General features: G+C 68.5%; 18 protein-coding genes and 3 pseudogenes. 10 read left to right on the top strand and 11 right to left on the bottom strand.

Annotated features, from left to right (window positions below):
- Nucleotides 1-335 precede the first annotated feature (335 nt).
- Nucleotides 336-935, bottom strand: a complete 600-nt coding sequence (locus tag JW613_RS22155) for a CGNR zinc finger domain-containing protein (protein ID WP_209212576.1) — start codon at nucleotides 933-935, stop codon at nucleotides 336-338.
- Between the two features lie 119 nt (nucleotides 936-1054).
- Here JW613_RS22155 and JW613_RS22150 point away from each other — a divergent pair, with 119 nt between their 5' ends.
- Nucleotides 1055-2122 carry an alcohol dehydrogenase catalytic domain-containing protein gene (locus JW613_RS22150; RefSeq protein ID WP_209212575.1) on the top strand — a complete coding sequence of 356 codons (1068 nt, stop codon included), beginning with the start codon at nucleotides 1055-1057 and terminating at the stop codon, nucleotides 2120-2122.
- Nucleotides 2123-2329: 207 nt separating this feature from the next.
- On the opposite strand, the pseudogene JW613_RS22145 reads toward JW613_RS22150, so the two are convergent.
- A pseudogene (locus JW613_RS22145) lies at nucleotides 2330-3376 on the bottom strand (integrase core domain-containing protein).
- Nucleotides 3377-3405: 29 nt separating this feature from the next.
- Complete coding sequence (locus JW613_RS22140) at nucleotides 3406-4308, bottom strand: SDR family NAD(P)-dependent oxidoreductase (RefSeq protein WP_245226084.1); 903 nt, start codon at nucleotides 4306-4308, stop codon at nucleotides 3406-3408.
- A 52-nt stretch (nucleotides 4309-4360) separates the two neighbouring features.
- On the opposite strand from JW613_RS22140, the gene JW613_RS22135 reads away from it, so the two are divergent.
- Complete coding sequence (locus tag JW613_RS22135; protein ID WP_245226083.1) at nucleotides 4361-4954, top strand: TetR family transcriptional regulator; 594 nt, start codon at nucleotides 4361-4363, stop codon at nucleotides 4952-4954.
- 169 nt (nucleotides 4955-5123) lie between these two features.
- On the opposite strand, the gene JW613_RS22130 is transcribed toward JW613_RS22135, so the two are convergent.
- Together JW613_RS22130 and JW613_RS22125 are read right to left on the bottom strand one after the other, a co-directional pair.
- A complete protein-coding gene (locus JW613_RS22130; protein ID WP_209212574.1) occupies nucleotides 5124-5489 on the bottom strand; it encodes a CRISPR-associated endonuclease Cas1 in 366 nt (121 codons plus the stop codon).
- Between the two features lie 338 nt (nucleotides 5490-5827).
- Nucleotides 5828-6493, bottom strand: coding sequence for a TetR/AcrR family transcriptional regulator (locus JW613_RS22125; RefSeq protein ID WP_245226082.1), 666 nt, complete (start codon nucleotides 6491-6493; stop codon nucleotides 5828-5830).
- Between the two features lie 83 nt (nucleotides 6494-6576).
- Between JW613_RS22125 and JW613_RS22120 the strand changes: the two genes are divergently transcribed.
- The 4 genes and pseudogenes from JW613_RS22120 to JW613_RS36875 form a co-directional block, all read left to right on the top strand.
- A complete protein-coding gene (locus JW613_RS22120; RefSeq protein ID WP_209212573.1) occupies nucleotides 6577-7041 on the top strand; it encodes an ester cyclase in 465 nt (154 codons plus the stop codon).
- Nucleotides 7038-7532, top strand: coding sequence for a DUF3237 domain-containing protein (locus tag JW613_RS22115; RefSeq protein WP_209212572.1), 495 nt, complete (start codon nucleotides 7038-7040; stop codon nucleotides 7530-7532). Before JW613_RS22120 ends, JW613_RS22115 begins: the two co-directional genes overlap by 4 nt.
- 147 nt (nucleotides 7533-7679) lie before the next feature.
- On the top strand, nucleotides 7680-8450 hold the full coding sequence (locus JW613_RS22110) for a transposase family protein (RefSeq protein WP_209212571.1): 771 nt from the start codon (nucleotides 7680-7682) through the stop codon (nucleotides 8448-8450).
- Nucleotides 8451-8604: 154 nt separating this feature from the next.
- Nucleotides 8605-8763: pseudogene (locus tag JW613_RS36875) on the top strand (IS5/IS1182 family transposase); the annotation flags it as partial.
- Between the two features lie 489 nt (nucleotides 8764-9252).
- Here JW613_RS36875 and JW613_RS22095 read toward each other — a convergent pair.
- On the bottom strand, nucleotides 9253-10218 hold the full coding sequence (locus JW613_RS22095; RefSeq protein WP_209212570.1) for an SDR family NAD(P)-dependent oxidoreductase: 966 nt from the start codon (nucleotides 10216-10218) through the stop codon (nucleotides 9253-9255).
- Between the two features lie 316 nt (nucleotides 10219-10534).
- On the opposite strand from JW613_RS22095, the gene JW613_RS22090 reads away from it, so the two are divergent.
- Together JW613_RS22090 and JW613_RS22085 are read left to right on the top strand one after the other, a co-directional pair.
- On the top strand, nucleotides 10535-11383 hold the full coding sequence (locus tag JW613_RS22090) for a helix-turn-helix transcriptional regulator (RefSeq protein ID WP_209212569.1): 849 nt from the start codon (nucleotides 10535-10537) through the stop codon (nucleotides 11381-11383).
- Nucleotides 11384-11578: 195 nt separating this feature from the next.
- Nucleotides 11579-12850, top strand: coding sequence for a M24 family metallopeptidase (locus JW613_RS22085; RefSeq protein WP_209212568.1), 1272 nt, complete (start codon nucleotides 11579-11581; stop codon nucleotides 12848-12850).
- A gap of 246 nt (nucleotides 12851-13096) precedes the next feature.
- Here the strand turns inward: JW613_RS22085 and JW613_RS22080 are convergent, their stop codons facing one another.
- Both JW613_RS22080 and JW613_RS22075 read right to left on the bottom strand, forming a co-directional pair.
- Nucleotides 13097-13924, bottom strand: a complete 828-nt coding sequence (locus JW613_RS22080) for a class I SAM-dependent methyltransferase (protein ID WP_209212567.1) — start codon at nucleotides 13922-13924, stop codon at nucleotides 13097-13099.
- Entirely contained in the window at nucleotides 13921-16146 is a 2226-nt protein-coding gene (locus tag JW613_RS22075) for a cytochrome P450 (protein ID WP_209212566.1), read from the bottom strand. Before JW613_RS22075 ends, JW613_RS22080 begins: the two co-directional genes overlap by 4 nt.
- Nucleotides 16147-16457: 311 nt before the next feature.
- Here JW613_RS22075 and JW613_RS22070 point away from each other — a divergent pair, with 311 nt between their 5' ends.
- Nucleotides 16458-17012 carry an EF-hand domain-containing protein gene (locus JW613_RS22070; protein WP_209212565.1) on the top strand — a complete coding sequence of 185 codons (555 nt, stop codon included), beginning with the start codon at nucleotides 16458-16460 and terminating at the stop codon, nucleotides 17010-17012.
- A gap of 392 nt (nucleotides 17013-17404) precedes the next feature.
- Here the strand turns inward: JW613_RS22070 and JW613_RS22065 are convergent, their stop codons facing one another.
- Both JW613_RS22065 and JW613_RS36450 read right to left on the bottom strand, forming a co-directional pair.
- Nucleotides 17405-18160 (bottom strand): helix-turn-helix transcriptional regulator, encoded by a 756-nt coding sequence (locus JW613_RS22065; protein ID WP_245226081.1) that lies wholly within the window; start codon nucleotides 18158-18160, stop codon nucleotides 17405-17407.
- A 30-nt stretch (nucleotides 18161-18190) separates the two neighbouring features.
- Nucleotides 18191-18259 (bottom strand): annotated as a pseudogene (locus JW613_RS36450) (HTH domain-containing protein); the annotation flags it as partial.
- A gap of 203 nt (nucleotides 18260-18462) precedes the next feature.
- Between JW613_RS36450 and JW613_RS22060 the strand changes: the two are divergent.
- On the top strand, nucleotides 18463-19407 hold the full coding sequence (locus JW613_RS22060; RefSeq protein ID WP_209212564.1) for a Gfo/Idh/MocA family protein: 945 nt from the start codon (nucleotides 18463-18465) through the stop codon (nucleotides 19405-19407).
- A gap of 61 nt (nucleotides 19408-19468) precedes the next feature.
- Here the strand turns inward: JW613_RS22060 and JW613_RS22055 are convergent, their stop codons facing one another.
- Nucleotides 19469-20662 carry an esterase/lipase family protein gene (locus tag JW613_RS22055; protein ID WP_209212563.1) on the bottom strand — a complete coding sequence of 398 codons (1194 nt, stop codon included), beginning with the start codon at nucleotides 20660-20662 and terminating at the stop codon, nucleotides 19469-19471.
- Between the last annotated feature and the right edge of the window lie 295 nt (nucleotides 20663-20957).

Below are 20957 nucleotides of genomic sequence, written 5' to 3'. Positions count from 1 at the left end.
GACCGTCTGCCCCGCCAGGTCTGACCGCCTGACCGCACCGGGAACCCACGGCACCGTACGACCAGAACATCACCGGCTCACAGCCCGGCAAGCCGTCGTTCCTTTCGACACCCAACCCGTCGCCGCACGAGTAGCGCCGCCAGTTGTTCACGGTTCGGGAGGCATCCGGATTCACGGTCGGGTCATGTTCACGAGTCCGGTTCTGGCTCAACTTCCGTGCCCTGCACACGTCGAGCGCCTATCGGGCGGCGCGGTCGGCATCGGGCAAATCGCCCGAACGTCGCCATCCGTTCTCCTGGACGTTCGAGATCCAAGTCTCCCCGGTATCCCGGGCCTCAGGGCCCGTTTTGAGCCCTGGCCCGATAGGTGCGCTTCTTGGCGAGGGCGCCGCAGGTCTTCATCGAGCACCAGCGGCGGGCGCCCGCACGGGAGGTGTCGACGAACGGTGTACCGCACGCGGGGTTTCCGCAGATGAGGACGCGTGTGCGGTGTTCCGAGCAGCAGAGTTCGATCAGATCCCGCGCAACCATGGAGAGCACCGCCGCGACCCTGTCTCCGTGCCAGCGCACGGAGGTCGCGTCGGCCGAGAGTTCGGGTACGGAGGTGGGCTCGGCGGCCGCGCTGTTGATGAGCGCGATGTCCTCGCGGGCGGGCGGGGCTCCGTCGGCCAAAGCCTGGCCCGTCCGCTGGATCGCCTCGCGTAGTCGTCTGGCGTGGTCCAGGTCGGATTCGGTGCAGTCCGGCGCCACCTTGGTGCAGCCGCTCTCAACGCTCCAGCGTCCCAGGTCGTTGGGCCGGGCCAGCCGTTCGAAGGGCGTGTCCGTGCCGCGATCGGCCAGGGTGCCGACGAAGGCGAAGCACAGGCGCGCGTCGTCAAAGCGGAAGTCGGCCTTGGTGCGCTGGCGCCCTCTGCGTCGACCGCCCTTGTCGTTCATGTCCACCACTTTATGCGGTTGACATCGCGTCGGACAAGTACTTGGCTTCAAAGTCCACCGCTTGAACCGGTGGACTTTGAGGTCCTCGCCGCATCACGAGCCACAAGGAGGTCGCGTCCATGCGCGCCGCAGTCATCGAAGAACTCAACAAGCCGCTCGTCATCCGCGACGTGCCCGACCCCGACTGCCCGCCGGACGGCGCGATCCTGCGCGTCGGCGCCAACGGGATCTGCCGCACCGACTGGGCACTATGGTCCGGGAACTTCTGGACGGGCGGCCCGAGCGTCAAGCCCCCGTTCGTCCTCGGCCACGAGTTCGCCGGCACCGTCATGGAAGTCGGCCGGGACGTACGGCACTGGCGGGAGGGTGACCGCGTCATCTTCCCGATGAACCCCGGCGAGGGCTCCTGCGAGATGTGCCGCAGCGGCAACCAGCAGGTGTGCGAGCACGTGGACTCGCTCGTGCCCGGGGTCTCCTACTGGGGCGCCTTCGCCGAGTACGTCACCGTCCGCTTCGCCGACGTCAACCTGGTCCGCGTGCCGGAGTCCGTCGACTTCGTCGACGTCGCCGCTCTCGCCTGCCGCTACATGACCGCCTTCCACGGCCTCGTCGACCAGGCGAAGGTCCGCGGCGGGGAATGGGTCGCGGTGTACGGAGCCGGCGGCGGCATGGGCCTGTCGACGGTGGAGGTCGCCGCGGCGACGGGCGCCAACGTCATCGCGATCGACATCACGGACGAGAAGCTGGAGGCCGCGCGGGCCTTGGGCGCGGTCCATACCATCAACGCGGCGAAGGACCAGCCCACGGAGGCGGTGAAGAACCTCACCAGGGGTGGAGCGCACGTGTCGGTCGACGCCGTCGGGATCGCCGAGGCCTGCCGCAACTCCGTCCTGTCCCTGCGTACACGGGGCCGCCACCTCCAGCTCGGGCACACCACCGCCGCGGAGAAGGGGGAGGTGGCGCTGCCGATCGACGTCATGATGGTCAAGGAGCTGGAGATTCTGAGTGCCTTCGGCATGCAGGGCCAGCGATTCGGCACCATGCTGAACATGATCTCCGCGGGCCGCCTCAACCCCGGCCGGATCGTGACCCGCACCGTCGGCCTGCACGAGGCGAACGGGGTGCTGGAGTCCCTGGAGACGTACGGACCGACCGGCGTTGTGGTCATCGACGAGTTCCAGGCCTGAGCCATCCCGCCCGGCACCGCACGCAGCGACACCCCTCTCGGGGAAGGAGGATTGTTCGGGGCGTCGAACGTCGTGCCGTCGCCGGCAGAGCAAGCCGTTCTGCCTGCCGGCGGGGTCGCCGTACCCTCCTGTGCGGTTTGCCCGCCGGATGTGAGCAGCGGCTGGATACCCCCGCGACCGGTATACGGTGGCCGGTCGGGTTGCAGGTCAACGAGACTCGCGCGCTGTGGATGAGGACAATGACTCCGGCGGCGTCCTCTCTCCGAGGGCTGGACGTTGGTGATACTGCCGCAAAAGGCGTGATGCCGGCGGCTGGTCGTCGGCGCCGCTGTGCGGCCGGTGACAGTTGTAGTGGATGTTCCAGACGGCAATCGCAGCCGATCGCGCGTCTTCGCTGGTGAAGTCCCGGGCGCAGAGCAGTTCTTCGGCCAGGACGCGCTGGTGGCGTGCCACCGTCCCGTTGTGGCGGGCTGTGCAGGGCTTGGTCTTCTGGTGGCGGGTCTGGTTACCGACGATCCGGGCGAAGTCGCCGGATCGTCGGCAGGCGCCGTTGTCGGTGACGCTCCTCTGGATGTGGTTGATGCCGTGGGCAAACCAAACCCTCGCACGGGCGAGGAACGCCGCCGCGGTGAAGCCCTTCTCGTCGTCCAGGGGTTCGATGCAGACGAGCCGAAAGTGACCGTCGACGATGGAGTGCAGGTAGATGTGGCCGCGCTTCGCGCCGGCCGTCTTCGCCCGTGCCGTCACCTTGGCCTGGTCGCTGTTTCGGCCGTGGATCCGCCGGCCCCCGCCGTCGGGGATCCGGCAGGCCTTGTTCAGTCCAAGTGGACCATGTGCCCGGGCCGGCGGGCAATGATCTTGCCGGGCCCTGCGGTCGGTGCCGCCGCTGGGGTCGATGAACCCTCGCCGGAGCAGCCCGGGCCGGCTCAGGTGGCGGCCGACCGTGCGTCGGTCGATGACGATGCCCAGGTCGGCGGGTTCGTCGGTGATCCGTCGGGCGGACCACTCGTGCTCACGCCACCATGCCCCGACCCGTCGGATCGCCTCGGGCGGCGTCGCGGTCGGGCTGCTGTGCGGTGTCGAGGGGCGGCCTGGAAGACCGGCTTCGCCATATCGCCGCCATCGGTCGACCCACTTGGCGCACGCACGCGCGATACCCGCCTCGGCTGCTACGTGAGCGATCAGTCGGGTCCCACACCGAGCGATCAGGCGGCGCCACCCCTCCAGGCTGAGCGGGGCGTTGCGATGCACCATGAGCACGTCCATCCTCGTCGGGGGCAGGGTTACGCCGTGGTCGGACGGTCGCGCTGCATCTCGCACAGCTCCCAAATGGTGTTGCGGGTGGTGTCGTCCAGGACGGCATCGGGCCACGGGGTCGGCTTGGCCTTGCTGTTGAAGTAGACGCCGTTCGTTTTGCGCTCCTCGGGGCTGGAGGCGAGGTACACGCTGGAGCGCGTGGCCCTCAGCAGCGCCCGGTGGCCGTAGACGACAGGCATCGCCAGCCGCAGCAACGGGACGATCGGGCGGGCCAGTGGCGGATAGGTGCCGACGGTGAGGTTCTTGTTCATCGAGGTATAGGCGTGTCCGGGGTAGGCGACGTTCAGCGTCACCGGTGTGGCCGCAAGTTCCTGTGCGAAGCGGTAGCTCATCGCCATCTGCGCCAGCTTGGTCTGGTTGTAGAACGACAGCCCGACATAGGACTTCTCGCCCTGCAGGTTGTCGAGGTCGATCCGCCCCCGGGGGATGCCGCCGGTGATGTTGATGACCCGGGCCTGCCCGGACGCGGTCAGGGCCGGCATCAGCCAGTGGGTGAGGCAGAACGGCGCGACCACGTTGACCGCGAACGCGGTCTCGATACCGTCCTCGGTCACCTCGCGGTGGGAACGGGTCGCTCCGGCGTTGTTGATCAGCACGTCCACGCCGCCGGCCCGGCCGCCGGCCTCCTGGGCGAGGCGACGGACGTCGCGCAGCCGGGACATGTCGGCCGTTATCGCCGTGACGTCGTCATTCCCGCTGGTGTGACGGAGGTCCGCCACGGCAGCGTCGGCGCGGCACTTGTCCCGTCCGACGAGGATCACGCTCGCGCCGAGCGCGGCCAACTGTCGCGCAGTCTCCTTGCCGATGCCACCCGTGCTGCCGGTCACCAGGACGATCTTGCCTTCCATGGACACCATCCCATTCGTCATCTGTCACTTGGTGACATGATAGTCATCGAATGAAGCAAAGTAGACTGAGTGCATGAAAGAAGGACTGCGCGAACGCACCCGCCGAGCAGTGCGGGCGGAGCTCGCCCAAGTGGCCATCGACCTGTTCGCCCGCCAGGGCTTCGACGAGACGACCGTCGAGGACATCGCCCGAGCAGCCGGCATGACCAAGCGCAGCTTCTTCCGCTACTTCCCGACCAAGGAAGACGTCGTCTTCGACGGCATCGACCTCACCGGAGAGAACGTCGTCGCCGACATCGCAGCGCGACCAGCAGACGAAAGGCCGTGGGAGTGCCTGCACCACGTCCTGCAGGCTTGGCAGGAAGAGATCCACGCCAGTGAGCAGGCACTCGCCACCATCCGCCTGATCGAGGCAACGCCCGCACTGGCCGGGCGACTCCACCAACGCAGAACCGAATGGCGCAGGCGAGTCAGCGACGCACTCCAACATCGGCCAGGGACCGACCTCGACCCGTACACCGCGGACCTGCTCACCAACGCCGCCACGGCCGTACTCGACGCCGTATCCAGCCAGTGGGCCCGATCAGACGGGAACGCGAACCGCCCAGCCCTCCTAGACCAGGGATTCAACCAGATCCACGTCGATCCCAACCCGCAGCAGGAGTGACCCGCCCCCCGTCAATCTGACCGCAGAGCGCACGGCATCGTCGATTCGACCGCGTCCACGCACGTCTCCGGGTACCCGGGGAACGCGCCTGCGCCCGGCTCGAGCAGTAGCCCATCCTGAGTCTGGCCAGCTGCTCGGCCAACCGCGTCGGAACCGTCATCGCTGCTGTTCATACGCTTCTGACCTGCGGCTGTTCCGCATGAAAGAGGTTCGCTGAGCAGCACGTGGCCGTCAGGTCGTTGGCCAAGAGCGCGTGGCAGTACGGGAGCAGGGCGTCGAGCGGGTCCCGGGGCGGGCGACGGGAGCGGTCGAGCGGTCCGACGGCCGCGAACGTCTCCCGTACGTCGGGGCAGAGGATGGCGGTAAAGCGCTCGAAGTACAGGCGGGCGGCCGTGCCCTCGACACCGCGGAGTTCGTCGATGCGACTGACCCCGGCTGCCTGCGCGGCGAAGGCGGTCAGGGCGTCGAGGCCCGGGGCGAGAGCGCTTGCTGCCTGGCGGCTGTTGCGGCGCAGGCCCCCGAGGTGATCGGGCACGCGGTACGAGCCGTGCTGCGGCTTCGGCGATCGCGAGATCCGCCTCGGGGATCAGGCTCATGCACGTGTCGGCCGTGATGGTGATCGAGGAATGGCCGAGCATCCCTCTGGATGCCTTTCAGGTTGGCCCGGCCGCGTGGGCCGGCGTCGCCGCACCGTGGCGGAGGTCGTGGAGCCGGACCGGCGGGAGGCCGATCTCCTCGTACAGTTCGATGAGTCACCGTGTGACGTTAGCGCGGTGGCGTTGGCGCGGTGGTTCATCTCGCCGCTCTCCTGGGGGAAGACGCGCCCCGTCTCCACCCAGGCGCTCCCCCACTCCTCGCGCTCCTTGTTGCCTGTCAGCGCGGTGATGCGAGGAACCCGTCGACAACGCGACGAACCATTGAGACCGCGTCACTTTCACCCACGCGCAGGGCGGTGTTTGCGGCGTTGAGCACCGCGTCGATCTGAAAAACCGTGAGGTCCACGTCCAGTTGGGCGATCTCCCCGGTGTCCACGGCCCGGCGTAGTTCGCCGGCGAGGAGAGCGAGCCATGTACGGCGATGGAGCAACAGGGCGTCACGGACTTGTCCGGGCCGGCTGTCGAAGTCGGGGAGGCTGGCCGCCCAGAAACAGCCTCCGGCGAACAGGGGCGCCTCGATGTAGGAGATCCAGCGTTCCGTCAGTGCGCGGAGCCGGGCGATGCCCGGCTGAGTGGTCTGTGCGGGGCGGATGACCACTTCGGTGAACTCTTCGCGCGCCGACTCCGCGACCGCGAGCTGCAAGTTCTCCTTGGTCTTGAAGAGTGTCTGGATGCCGCTCTTACTCACTCCCAGGTCGGCGGCCAGGCGGCCGATGCTGAGCCCGTTGAGCCCTTCCAGTGAGGCAACGTCGACGCCATGGCGTGCGATCTTGCGCCGGGTCCGGGCGCCCCGGACGAGGCGCTGGTCCACCATGGTCGCGTCTGCTGCTTCCGATGAGGGCACGGCCGCTTGTTGCCCCCGGCTCCCTGAGTGCTCGTTCATCGACCCCATCATGTCATGCGCTTGCTGAAGCGTACGATCGATCGTATGTTTACTTTACTCGGCGCAACATGAAGGAGACATCTGTGCATGAACGACGCATGTTCGAACTGGCGCACGCGCTCGCCGTCGCCAAGAGCCGCCAGGACGTGCCCGCCGCTGTACGGCTCTTCCACCCCGGCATGGTGCTGGAGACCCCGGCCTTCGGTGCGACGTCTCGGGGCCTGACCGAGAACGAAAAGGTGTTGCGGCGGTTCTTCGCCTCGTTCCCCGACTACGACGTCGCCCTGCACGGCCACGCGAGCGGCGGCGACACACTCGTGTGCTGGGGTACGGCACGGCTGACCATGACGGGCAACCGGTTCGGCGTCCTCCCCAACGGCCAACGTGCCGAGATACCGGTGTTCATCCAGTTCGCTTTCGAAGACGACCTGATCTCGTACGAACGCTTCTTCTTCGACCTCGCGACGCTGTGCGCCCAGTCGGGCGTTTCGACGGACGCGGTCCGGCAGAGGCTGTTTCCCGCGCTCACAGGAGGCGACGCGGCATGACAGCAGACCCACGCGTGAAGGATGTCGCCGAGATCCGGACAGCACACCTCTTCGACATGGTCGTCGACTTGAACTGCCGACTGCCCATCGGCAGCGGCCCGTTCGGCCGGCGCGTCCTCTTCGGTGCGGCAGGCGGCACATTCCACGGCTCCAGGCTGCACGGTGACGTCCTCCCCGGTGGGGGAGACTGGGCTCTGTTCGACTCCGACGGAACGATGACCCTGGACGTACGCCTCACACTGCGCACCCACGACGGCGCCCTTCTGCATATGACCTACGGCGGCCGCTGGGTCACCCCGTCCGAGGCGCGCGACGCCCTGGCCGACCCCGACGAGTGGTACCGGATCGACCCGGCCGACTACTACTTCCGGACCAATCCGCTCTTCGAGACAGGCGCCGAGCCTTACGCATGGCTCAACGGCACGGTCTGCGTCGGGTCTGGATACCTTGTCGAAGGCGGCATCGCCTACAGGGTCTCCCAGGTCCTGTGACGAAACGTCATGGCGGAGAAAGGCACGGTGCGAGGATGCCTGGCGGATCAGCCGATGAACTCGACCGTGCAGGTGCTGACTTCCTGGCCGCTCATGCCCTTGGCTAAAGCGTGTTGCACAAGGACGTGAACTGGGCATCTCCGTTGTATGGCTGGGGTGTTGAGGGCCGAGCGGGTATGGGTGGAGACGTTCACCGGGCTGCGCATGGATCAGTTCGGGAGGCTGCTGAAGGCGGTACGTGAACGGGGCGGCAACGGGACCCTGCGGGGCCGGCCGTGGGGTCTTCCGCTGGCCGAGCGGGTCCTGGTGGTGGCCGTGTACTACCGCACGAACCTGACCATGCGACAGCTCGGGCCGCTGTTCGGGATCTCCTCCTCGACCGTGTGCCGGGTGATCCAGCGGCTGGGTCCGCTGCTCGCGCTGGAGCCCGTCTCCCGTCCGGCTGATGCGGCCGACCGGTTGTGGATCGTGGACGGCACCCTGATCCCGGTACGCGACCGCAACGTCGGCTCCTCCTCACGCAACTACCGGTTCTCGGCGAACGTGCAGGTCATCGTGGACGCCGACACCCGCCTGGTGATCGCGGCGGCCCGGCCGGTGCCGGGCACTACTGCGGACGCGCATGCCTGGCGGGCCTCCGGCCTGGCCGTGCATTGCGAGGGCGTGACCGTCCTCGGCGATGGCGCCTACCTCAACTGCGGCATGGTCACCCCGCACCGCAAACGCCCCCACCGGCCCTTGCTGCCGGGCGAGGAGGACGACAACGCCGCCCACCGCAAGGTCCGCGCCCGGGTGGAGCATGTGATCGGCCGGATGAAGAACTACAAGATCCTCCGCGACTGCCGCCAGCACGGCGACGGCCTCCACCATGCGGTCCAGGCCGTCGCCCACATGCACAACCTCGCCCTCGCATCATGACCACAGGACTATCTCCCCGGGCCCTGACCTGCCCGAACGCGGCCTTGTGCAACACGCTTTAAGCGTTGTCCCGTAACTGCTGGTCAGGGATGAGGTGATCTTGTCGTGACTGGTGTCACCACGGCGTCGGAGTCCTCCTGGATGACCCCATTCACCGGGCTGGGCCCGCGGTAGATCGGCAAGCTGGTCACCGCGCTGCGGCGCGAGGGTGTCGATCCGGTTCGCAAGGGGCGACTGCCGCCTGAGAGGCGACGGCGTCCACCACGCCATGCTCGGCATCGCCCGTCCCCACAACCTCGCCCTCGCCGGATGACCGGGAAACTACGCCGGTCAGCCAGCATGTCGTGGATCATTTACGGGACAACTGCGCTCACAGGTTCTACGGGCGGTTCCCACACGTTGCTGCATGGTCGACAACGCCAGCAGAGCACGATGCCCGGCACCGGTCCGCTCGGTCGTCCATGTCGAGGTCTCGTCGGCTGCGTCGCACCGCCTTCGTGTTGTTGCGCCACTGCACCCAGGCCGTGCGGAATCAACCGCACCCTCAAGCCGTCCCTGCAGCCTCTACAGCGGCAGCGACGAAGGAGGCGACCAGCGGGCGGCGGTCATCCTGCGCCCACGCGAGGACAAGCTCGCTGTCAGGGGCGTCGGTCACGCCGGATCGCTATGGACAGGGCCGGCTGCACGATCGCCAGGCAGGCCGCGGCGCGACCGAAGTATCTTTCTGATACCGCCGTCCGTGCCCCCGCTCAGGCAGCTACAGGCGCCATTCGCTCGACGGGTTACAGAGTTGCGGAGCCGCCTACCGGAGCTGCGTCGGTTCTTCGTCATCGGTCAGGTGGACGAGGCGCTTGGAGTCGCCCCACAGCTGCTCCGCGCGCCGTTCGTCGTAGGAGAGCCGCGCGGAGCGCACGGCCGAGAGGGCCCTGTCGTGGGCCTGGAAGTATGTGCCGGATGCCTGCGCATAGCCGGGGTCGGTGGCGAGTGCCGCCAGCGAAGCCCCTGAGAACTCCGCGTCCGAGGTGATGACGCCTATGCGCTTGGAGACCCACTTCATGGCCGCCGTGTTCGAAACCCATCGCACTGGCCTCGGCATGCCGCGGAGGAATCCGGTCTCGGGCACGGATCCGGGATCGAAGGCGATCGAGGACACCGAACTGTGGGCCCTGCGAAGCCGGCGGTCCAGCTCGTAGGCGTACATCACGGTGCACAGCTTCGAGGTGGAGTAGCGCTTGCCGGCAGGCAGTGCCTTGCCGCCGCCCTTTCCGTTGGTGGCCAGCGCGACGGCGTCCGGCTCCACGGCGGCACCGACCAAGCGGCCGTCCATCGAGTCCGGGTCGTGGGTGCCGCTGGCGGTGTAGACGACGCGGCCCTTCTCGGAAAGGCTTGGGAACAGCAGCTCGACGAGGAGGAAGTGGCCCAGGCAGTTGGTCGCGAAGGTCGTCTCGTACCCGTCGGGGCTGTAGGAGATGTCGCCGTCGAAGCGACCGCCGGCATTGCAGACGATCGCGTCGAGCCCGGAGACCTCACCGGAGTCGAGCATCGTGCGGAACCGCGTGGCGGCCGCCCTGACCGAGGCGAGCGACGAGGTGTCGAGCGTCAGCGTCGTCACCGACACACCGTGCTGCGCGCTCAGCTCGTCGGCGACCGGTCGCATGCGCTCCACGCTGCGACCCGCGAGGACGAGGTCGATGTGTTGCGCGGCGAGCACCTGCGCCGCGGCGAGACCGATGCCCGAGTGGCCGCCGGTGATCAGGATCGCAGTCATGGCCGTTCCTCCTGGTGTGCTGGTTCTCGACGTTGTTGATGACGGGAGCCGACGGGACCGCCGTCCCTGCGGAGTGAGAGACCCGCATGCCGTGCCGGCACTGCGTGTTCGACGGGGCGGGTGGCAGGTTCGGAGGACGAAGACCCCATGGCCCCCGGTCGGCGGGGCCGCGGCCGTCTCTGCGCTTTCACCGCCCGGGGCGGGTCCGCGAACCCGGCCACCTCAGGATCACCGACCGGGTGGTGTCTCAGCCAGGGACAAGCTGTCCGCGGCTGGCGACTACCCGGAACGGGCGGAGCGGGGGTCTACTGGAGACATGATCGACCGTCCTGGCTTTGCCGAATTCCTCCGCCGTCGCCGGGAGTTGCTGCGCCCGGCCGACATAGGTCTGCTCGAGGGTGTGCGGCGGCGTACGCCGGGACTGCGGCGCGACGAGGTGGCCCAGCTGGCGAACATCTCCACGGACTACTACGCCCGGCTGGAACAGTGCCGCGGCGCGAACCCCTCCGAGACCATCGTGGCGTCGCTGGCCCGTGCGCTGCGCTGCGATCCCGACGAGCGTGACCACCTGTACCATTTGGCCGGATTCTCGGCCCCGGCCCGCTACTCGGGTGGGTACGTGCGGCCGGGGGTGATGAGTTTGCTGGATCGGCTCGGCGACATCCCGGCGTTTGTCGTCAGTGATCTGGGCGAGGTGCTGTGGCAGAACACCGTTGCCGCGATCACTCTGGGCTGGACCGCTGGGCACCGCGACGATCGCTCGGCCAACATCGTCTGGCGGTGGTTCACCGAGCCGGCCCTGCGCCCCTGCTTCCCGGAGGAGGACTGGCCACGGCATTCGCTCGCGCACGTCAGCGACCTGCGGGCGACCTCCGCGCGGCGCGGGGGTGATGCCGACGTCACCGACCTGATCCACGGCCTGCTGGAGCGCAGCGAGGAGTTCCGCACTCTGTGGGAACGCCACGAGGTGGCGGTGCGCCGCTTCGACCGGAAGAGGTTCCTGCACCCCGAGGTCGGCGTCCTGCACCTGACCTGCGAGGTCCTGCTCTCGCCCGAGGCGGACACCAAGGTTCTGGCGTTCTTCCCGACCGAGGGCACCGACGCACTCGAGAAGCTCGCACTGCTGCGGACGATCGGGACGCAGAGCTTCCAGGCGATCCGGTGACCCGGTAACCCGGTGACTCCTCGCACCGTCCACGCGCCGAGGGCAGCCCCGCGGAACCAGGGACAGGGTGGTCCTGGTTCCCCCCGGACAGACGCCTCACGCTGGTCATGAACGCCGATCCCACACCAGGTGCGGGGATCCGCCCTTCCCGCTGACCTGCCGGGTCGGGGCGACGCCCCGAGGAAGTGAGTGCACATGACCGAAGCACGGATACCGGTCTTTTCCACGATCGAGCGCGACCGCCGATGGAACCTGGCGAGGGACTTCATGGCCCGCGAGGGCCTCGACGCGCTGCTGGTCTTCGGCGAGCACGAGGACGCGGGCCCCGCGCCGGTCGCTTACGACACCTGGTTCACCAACGGCCGGGCCGGCACGACGGTTGTCTTCCCCAGGACCGGTGAGCCGGTCTCCCTGCTGCCGGGGCCCATGTTCGTCATGGACCACCTGGAATCCCGCCGACGCGGAGACACCCCGTGGATCCCCCCACACCACCTGCGCGGCACCCGTCATTCCGGCACGGTCATCGAAACACTCGACGAGCTGAGTCTGGCCGAGGCGGTCATCGGCGTTATCGGCCTCGGCTCCCACATGCCGTGGCATCCCGAGGGAATCATCCCCTACGGCGTCTGGAACAACGTCCTGTCCCGCTTTCCCGACGCCGTCTTCGAGCCGGTCGATCTCCCCTTCGGTCAACTCGTCATGCGGCTCGGCGAGGAGGAGATCGCCGTGCTGCGGCACTCGGCCAGGATCGGTGACGCCATGGTCGAGGCCATGGTGGCGACCGCCGCGCCCGGTATTCCGGAGAGCCGGGTGTACGCGGCGGGTATGGCCGCGGGATACAGCCACGGGTCGCTGCCCCCTGCCATGCACCTGTGGTCGGGGCCGGACGTGGTGGCGGCGGGGCCGCCGGCCTGGGGCCAACGCGCGCAGGCTCCCCGTGTCCTGGAGGACGGCGATGTCATCTACGCCGAGGTGTTCTCCAGCTTCGGCGGCCGCCACGCCCAGAACCAGGTCACCATCGCCGTCGGTGACGTGCACGAGGACTTCCACCGTGCCGCGGACGTGTGCCGCGCGTCCTACGACGCCGGCCTCAAGGCGCTTCGCCCGGGGCACACGTTCGGCGAACTCGTCGACGCCATGCACGAGCCGATCGACGCAGCCGACGGCTGGCCGTTCCTGATCGCTGTGCACTCACTCAACCCCGGGCTCTCCGTGGGCAAGGGACGCGGACTCTTCAGCCGCATCCCCGGCACCGAAGGGTATCCCCGCGTATCCGACCACCCCACGTTCCTGCCCAGTATGGAACTGGCGCCCGGAATGAGTTTCGCCTTCGAGCCGAACTACGCGTTCGGCCGCCATCTGGCGCACCTCGGAGGCACGGTGGTGGTCGGCGAGGACGCACCGATCGAACTCAATTCGTACTCGGCGCAACTGCTGCACGCGGCAGGAGCCGGGCAGCCACGTTGACCGGGCCGGGACCGGCGGTGTGGGAAATCGGTGCGCTGGCTGGTAGTGGGCGGACAAGCCGGAGTTGCGTGCGTGACTGGCTGTTCTTCGATCGTCCGGGGTCGGCCAGGCCCTCGGGCGGTCCCGGGGCGGCCTGACCGCCAGGATCCACCTGGCGGTGGACGGCGGCCGGAGCCGCCCGCCCGCCCGCTCGCGCTTATCGTCACGGGCGGGGGAACACCGACGACTGGGCTCGGTTCACCCGCGTCATGGAGTCGATACGGGAGCCCCGCCCGCCTTCTTGCGGCCTTGTACCGAGATCAGGCTGATACCGGTGTCGGTGAAGTCGGGCGAGCGGTGGAGTGCGCGCATTGCTGCCATGTCCTGGCGGGTGAGTAGGCCCTTGTCCAGCAGGGCGGGGACGGCTTGGTCGAACGTCGCCGTCCAGAAGGCATCGGTCGCGCTTCGATCGCCGACGGTGCCCGGAGCGGTGGAGGACTCGACGTCGTCCAGGTCGAGCTCGGTGAATCGGCCGGCAAGCTTGTCGGCCCAGCGCAGGTCGGATCCGACCGTCGTGGCGAGCAGCTCTTCGCCGGCCCGGGTGACCTTTTTGAACACGAGATGCGGGGAGGTGTCGGCGAGCCGGACGGAGAGGTCCTCGACGACCAGCCAGCCGCCGGGGCGGACCCAATCGACGGCCCGCCGGAGCAGCTTTTCGCGTTGGGGCAGGTGGCACAGCAGGGCGCGGGCGTGGACGAGGTCGAACGCCTCGGGCGGGAAGTCCTCGCGAACGGCGTCGTGGCGAAGCACCCGGATCGGTGTGCGGGGCGGGAAGCGCAGGAACCGGGTGTCCGTGTCGGTGGCGGTGATCTGCCCGAGGGGGTGGTGGGCTGCCAGCCAGGCGGCGACCGACCCCGCTCCGGCGCCCAGGTCGAGACAGCGCGCGTCCTCGGGCAGGCCGAGACGGCTGAGCACGCGGAAGGTCGCCGGATCGAACGCGGCCTCCAAGGCGTGCAGGCGGGCTTGTTCGCCGGGGACGTGGTGGGCGACATAGCTGCTCGCGTAGCCCTCGGGTCCGTGTGCCGCTTCGGTCACAGGGTGACCTCCAGTCGGCTGGGGCAGCGGTTGAGGAAGCCGGTCGGTTCCGGTCGGAAGCCGTGCGCCCAACGCACGCGGGGGTATTGCGCGATCAGCAGCCGCAGACCGGTGGTGATCTCGGCGCGGGCCAGATGGGACCCGAGGCAGAAGTGCCGGCCCGCGCCGAACGCGAAGTGGGTGGCCGCGCCGCCGTACTCCCGGTCGAGACGGCCGTCGGCGCGGTGCAGTGCGAAGCTGTCCGGGTCCGGGAAGCGACGGGGGTCACGGTTGGCCGAGCCGATCAGACAGGCGACGGTGACGCCCGCGGGTACCCTCCCGGAGGGCAGGTCGACATCTTCGCGGGTCTGTCGGAGCACCAGTTGCAGGGCCGGATCGCGGCGCATCGTCTCGGCGAGCGCCAGGTCGATCGCCGCCGGGTCGGTGCGTATCGCGTTCAACAGCCCGGGGGTCTCCAGGACGTTGGTGATCAGGTTGGCGAGGGTGCCGTGGCTGGTCTCGCTGCCCGCGGTCATCAGGATCGCGCAGCACCCGCGGACGTACTGCTCCGACAGCGGTCTGCCGTCCACCGTGGCGGTCAGCAGGGCGGAGATCAGGTCGTTGCCGGGGCGGGCACGTCGGGCGTCCAGGTGGGGCTGGAGGTAGTCGTAGAAGTCGTCCCGATTGGTGAGACCGTGCGTCAACAGGCCCGGGTCCTGCCGGTAGTTGCCCATGTAGGAGAAGCCGACGGTGCACCAGCGTTTCAACCGGGCGACTTGCTCGGGTGTGTCGGCGGGCAGCCCCAGCGCGCGGGCCATCACCTGGATCGGCAGGGGGGCAGTGAACTCGGCGACCAGGTCCACCTGCCCGCGGCCGCGTAACCGTGCCACCAGACCACTGGCGACGTCGTCGATGGAATCCTGCAGGATCGTCAGGGCCTGGCTGCGGAAGGCCCGGGTGAGCGGTGCGCGGTGCGCGGCGTGCTCCTGACCGTCCATGGACACGATGCTGTGGCCGAGCAGCGGGGCGATCTGCCAGGTGTAGTTCTCGTTACTGAACCTGGGATCGGTCAAGGCCGCGCGTACGTCCGCGTGCCGGCTCAGCAGCCAGGTATCGGTGGGCTCGTCATAGGCGATCGGCATGGTGTCGCGCAGCCGCCGATACAGCGGATAGGGGTCGATTTCGAAAGCTCGTGACTTCAGCGTGGGCGGCGTCAGCGAGGTGTCCATGACGCTGACGCCGCGGTGCGGGCCCCCATCGGCCTGCAAGTGGTAGCGGGAGACGCCCGCGTGCCAGTCGGCGGAGGCGCGCATCGCCTGTTCGAGCCGTCCGATCCGCGCTGCCTGGTCCGCGGTACGAGAGACGGACGGCAGGTGGGCGAGGTGGCGGAGTTTGCGGGCGGTGAAGTCGTCGGCGGCCGCGACGATCATGTCGCGGGTCGTGTCCAGTGTTTCCTGCCAAGGGGTGCGGTGTTCCCCGGCGAGAAGCGTGACCAGGTTGTAGGGCTCACCGTGCACGAGGTCCTTCGCGACGGAGTGGATGTCGTTGGTCCAGGCGATGACATCCGCCGCGAGAGCGCGCAGGTCACGCCAGCACCCCTCGCCGCAGGGGTCGGTCGCCGGGACGGCACCGTCCGCGGCTTCGATGAGATCGAAGAACAGCAGCGCGCCGAACGCCTCGCGCCGAAGCTCGGTGTACTCGGCCACGGTGCAGGCCGCGCCGCTTTCCCGCATCTGCACGACAGTCTGCTGTGCGCGCAAGTGGTGGAGCAGGTCACGGCGCAGGCGTGCCTGCCATGCCGTGTCGCCGAGGGCCTGGGTGCGCGGCCACAGGTCGGTGGCCAGAGCGTGCAGCATCGGGTCACGGCTGTCCGTGCCACAACCGGGCTCCACGATCGACTCGACCTCGGCGGAGAAACGCCGTAGCGCCCCACCTTCACCCCAGGGTCCGTCGTCGACCCGGTCGTCGAGCACCAGCGCCCACAGGAACCAGTCCATCAAAACCGCCGCGCCAGGCAGCGGGGCCGGACCGGCCAGCGCCACTGCCAGGCCCAGCAGGGCCGACTGCTGAAGTCTGGCCCGGCCCCTCGGCCCGATCAGGCCGTGCCGCTCGGCCCAGGCGATGGCGTCGTCGCGCAGGGCGCCCGCATCCGGACGGGTCGGCGGTGGCTCGAACGGCAAAGCGACCGACGGGACGACGAACGCGGGAGCTACCGGCTCGTGGACCGGCGGGACAGGCGGCATCGCTATTCCTCACACGCGCTGGAGCGGGCTCGGCCGGGATCACCGGTGCGTGCCCGCACCGGTGGGCGGCCCTGGCGCGGAGCCGCCGGTTCCCTCGACGGTGCACCGGCGATGCCCAGCGCCGCCCCGCACAGACCGGCAACTTCCTCCATACGAGTGAAGCTGCTTCCGGATGGCAGGTTCCTGCCTGCCGATGGGTAGCCAGCGGCCTGGAGTCGCGAAGCCGACGATTTCCCAAGGCCGTTGACACCGCTGTCACCGCCCGGCGCAACAGCGGACCCAGCGGCACAAAAGAACGGAGAGTGCAAGCCATGACTGCCGTCCACAGTTCGATACTGAGTACCAAACTCCGCCGCATGTTCGCCTTCCTCGACACCGACCAGGACGGATTCCTCACCGAACAGGACCTGACGGCCATCGCCGACCGCCTGGCCGATTCCGTCTCCACCCAGCCGGGGAAGGCACAGCGGCTGCGGGAGGCCCTCGCCGTCATCTGGGACCCCCACCTGCGGCACATGGACGACGACGGCGACGGGCGGATCAACCCGGACGAGTACGAGCGCGGCGTCCGTGCGTCCATCGCCTCCGACGAGTCCGCACTGGTCTCCGCCCTCCACGACGTCGTTGCAGCCTGCCTGGACATTTGCGACACGGACAACGACGGCCTGATCACCGTGAACGAGTACACCCTGCTCGGCCAGGCCGTGAGCGGCGGCACCCCCGAGGAGATGGCGGCCGCTTTCACCAAGCTCGACCTGGACGGCAACGGCACCCTCGGCCCTGAAGAGATCCGCACCGCTGTGACCGAGTACTTCACGAGCGAGGACGCCGAAGCTCGCGGCAACTGGCTCTACGGCCCGCTGTAACCGCCGCCGTCACCGCCACCGCCGGCGCCATCGCCACCGCGGCGCTGGCGACCGCGCGGTGACGGGCCGGTCCGCCGAGGTGATCGCCGAACGCGTGGTGGAGGCAGGCCCGTGCCCGACAGCGGCCGAGGTGTCAGAGGCTGCGGGGCCGGCGATAGTCGTGCAGTCCCTGACGCATCTGCGAGACGGGCCTTCTTGACAAAGCCCCGCGCGATGGGGGCGGCCCGTTCAGCGGCTTCGCCGCCGGCCCGAGCCGGGACGTGCGTGTGGTGGGCGGGTTCGGCGCCTCGGGTGTTGACCGAGTTGGAGAGGGCCGGGTCGAGGGCCGGGTCGTTGGCGCCACGCCGGTGAACGCGTCTGCTGTTCGGAAGCCGCGGGTGCCGGTCGGGCGGTCATGAGTTGGTGGCGTGTTGCATGCGTCCGGCGGTCTGGTGGAGGTAGGCGGTCACCTCGGGGTCGGCATCGAGGGTGTAGTCGGCGTCGAGGGCGGCGAGGGTCTGTGCGATGCCGGGAAGGTGGTTGCTGGAGCAGCCGATGGTGCAGGTGGCCTCGTCGCGGGGGCGGATGCGGGTGGCCAGGGCCCAGCTGCGGCGGCGGACGGTGTCGGCGGGGGCGTGCACGGTCGCGATGGCGCGGTAGCGGGTCGGTGCCGTGGCGATCTTGTCGGCGACGTAGGCGGCCGGGTCGTCGCCGGGGACTGTGCGCGGGGTGAAGTGGTGGCGGGTGGGGGCTGGATCGGTGATGCGGTCGAGGCGGAAGATGCGCCAGTTGTTCTTGTGGGTGTCGTGGGCGAGGAGGTACCACAGGCCGCCGGAGGCGATGAGGTGGTGGGGCTCGACGCGGCGGGAGGCGGTGCCGCTGTGGCGGGTGGTGTAGTCGAAGGTGACGCTTTCGTGGTCGCGGCAGGCGGCGGCCAGGCCGCCCAGCAGCTCGGGGTTGACGCGCGGGCCGCGGGTTTCCCAGCCGATGGCGGCTGTTGTCTGCTGCACGGCCGCGACCTGGGCGCGCAGCCGGGCGGGCAGGACCTGTTCGAGTTTGGCCAGGGCGCGCAGTGAGGTCTCCTCCATGCCGGTGAGGTGGCCGGCTGCGGTGCGCAGGGCGACGGTGGTGGCGATGGCTTCGTCGTCGCCCAGGATCAGCGGGGGCATGGCGGTGCCGGAGGCGAGGCGGTAGCCGCCGGCGTGGCCGGTGGTGCCTTCAACGGGGTAGCCGAGGTCGCGCAGGCGGTCGATGTCGCGGCGGATGGTGCGGCCGGTGACGCACCGCGGCGGCCCAGCAGGACGGCGCGCTGGTGGAGCAGCAGCCGCGCTCCGCGCCCGGCGGCCCGGTCCGCGCCCGTATCCGCGACCCCCGCGGGAGGCGCTTCGGCCTCCTCTCCCAGCCCACCCGGCCCACGGCCCGCTGACCCCCTACGCCCCGACCGCACATACGCATCTCAAGGAGACGAACGATGAAGATCGCACTGTTGGGAACCGGTTTCGGACAGGCGCACGCCGCCGTCTACGCCGCTCGTGATGATGTGGAGGTGGTGATGTTCGGCCGGGACGCGGTCAAGACCGCGAAGGCGGCAGGCCAGTTCGGGTTTACCTCCTCGACCGATATGGACGCCGCGTTCGAGGACGGCTCCTTCGACCTGGTGGACATCTGCCTGCCGCTCCCGCTGCACGCCCAGTTCGTACTGCGCGCCCTTCAGGCGGGCAAGCACGCGCTGGTCGAGCTGCCGCTGGCCGATGACATCGAGGACGCAAAGCGGGTGGCCGAGGCCGCCGCCCGCAGCGACAAGCACGTGTTCGTCGACATGTTCGAGAGGTTCATCCCGGCCAACCAGGCCCTGTTCGACGCCGTGAAGCGGGGCACCTACGGGCGGCTGGAGCATCTGACGCTGTGGAATCTGACCGCGCACCTGTGGCCGGGCGCCTCGCTGGGGCTGAAGGTCCTGCCGCTGGAAGCACTGCACAGCGACATGGACATCATCACTCGCACTCTCGGTCTGCCCCAGGCCACCACCGTCACCACCGTGGCGCGCGGCGAGGACTCCGGGGCCATCGACGCCACCTTCCGCTTCGACGGAGCGGCGGCCCGCAGCTCCGTCTCCTCGCTGATGCCCCAGGCGTGGGGAGCCCGCGGCGGCTACACCGCCACCTTCGAGCACGCCGCCTCGAATGCCACCTCCACGATGGGCTTCGACGGCAAACCCTCCGGCACCGTCACCGCCTGCACCACCGAGGGCGCGCACGAGCTCCAGCTGCCGGCCGCCGACCAGTACACCACCATGATCGGCCACGTCCTGGAAGTGGTGCGCGGCGAAGCAGACAACCAGATCGCCCCCGCGAGTGTGCTGGACGCCCTCCAACTCACCCTCGACCTCGACCGCAAGGTCAATGACGAGCGCTGAGCCGCGCTTTTCCCACCCCCGCTCCGGCTGAACCCGGTGACGGGGGCCAGTGCGGGTCGACTCAGACCTGCAGGGGTGGAGTACGCCATCCCTCCCATTGGCCAGTGTTGTTCTTTCCGACAGTGAAGCTAAATTCCCACTCGTCGGAGAAGGTTGCACTAGTGTCGGCCCATCCTCCGTTCCACGAAAGGAAGTTGAAGGCTCTTGCTTCCTTCATTTCTTGCGCCTGGCCGCGGTTGTAGTCTTTCCCGTTTTTGCGCAGTTCGAACTGGCCGAGCAGGAGGCAGTTTTTCCCCTTCCCGGCGTAACCCCAAATCGGCGTGAAGGAACCACAACCACGAATCCTGATTTCGGGATGCACGTCGGTTCCCTTGTCCTTATTGGGGCGGGCGAGCAGGCATGTCTGCACCCAGGCTTCGACACTGTTGCGGCTCTTCTTTTCCAAGGGACTGCAGGAAGTCTTCACAATCTTTGGGGTGTGACTTCCATCCTGGAGGAATTCCATCGACCGTTCGCGCGTCCAGTCGTCGTGGTAGAAGCTGCCGTGTGGAATGCACTCGGTGACGTAATTGGTGGCACCGGCCAGGGCCGACGTTTCTCCCTCGAAGACGGTGAGGTCGCACATGCCGAGCACCGTGGGCTCGTCGCCGACGTTCGAACGCAGGGTCAGATATTTTGTCGGGCCCGGCGTCTCACCGCCGGAGTTGAGCCACTTGATGAAGGGAGATGTTGTTGTCATCTCCTTGCACTGGTGATCGCTCGTGGCGTCGCAATACCCGTAGTTCGACCCCAGGTCTGCGGCCTTGGTTCCGTGGTGAGGACTTCCCATGGACACGAAGTGCTTGGTGACTTTCGTGCCCTCGTATCCCTTCAGGTACGCGCGAGCCACGAGACCGCCCATGGAATGGGCGATGATGTCGACCTTCCCATCGGGAGACTTCCCGAGGATGTTCCTCTCCCGGTCCTTGATGAAGTCCCTGAGATCTCGCCCGAGGGTTGTGATGGAAGTATTTCCGGGTGTCTTGTTGCGGTAGTCGAACCGATACAGCTCGTCGCTCTTGTAGCCGTACCTTTCAGCGTAAGAGACCATGGAGTCCCAGACACCGGAGTTCGACTTGTAGCCGTGTACGAAGATGATGGGACGATGGGCGTGTCTTTGGTTGGGCTGCGCGGAAGCAGCCGGGAGAGTCAGCGCCGAGGCCAGCAAGACAGCCAGCGCAAGCAGCGCACGGAACGGGCTCGGAAATCTGGACACAGTACGGGAACTCCTTGACCCGGTGAACACGTAGCAGTGTTCAGGCATGCCCTTCTCGGAAATACTTGGATCATCGTGAAAGACACTTACCCCCGTCCGGAGCAACGCCCGTGGCACCATGGGCACAGGCGCGGGCAGCCGCCATCGGTCCGTACTCGCCGGCAGGCCACCCGCAGGGATTGCTGCGCCCGGCGGCAAAGAGACCGTGGACGGTGGCGTGCCTGGCGCGAGTGCGTCCGAAGCAGTGCGCTGTCGGCCAAGGGCGCCGTAGTTGGCTCCGCCTCTTCCGAAAGGC

Origin of the sequence: Streptomyces smyrnaeus, from assembly GCF_017676345.1 — a bacterium.
GTDB classification, from domain to species: domain Bacteria; phylum Actinomycetota; class Actinomycetes; order Streptomycetales; family Streptomycetaceae; genus Streptomyces; species Streptomyces smyrnaeus.
The sequence above is the reverse complement of the archived record's forward strand: the minus strand, read 5'-3'. Positions and strand labels throughout refer to the sequence as shown.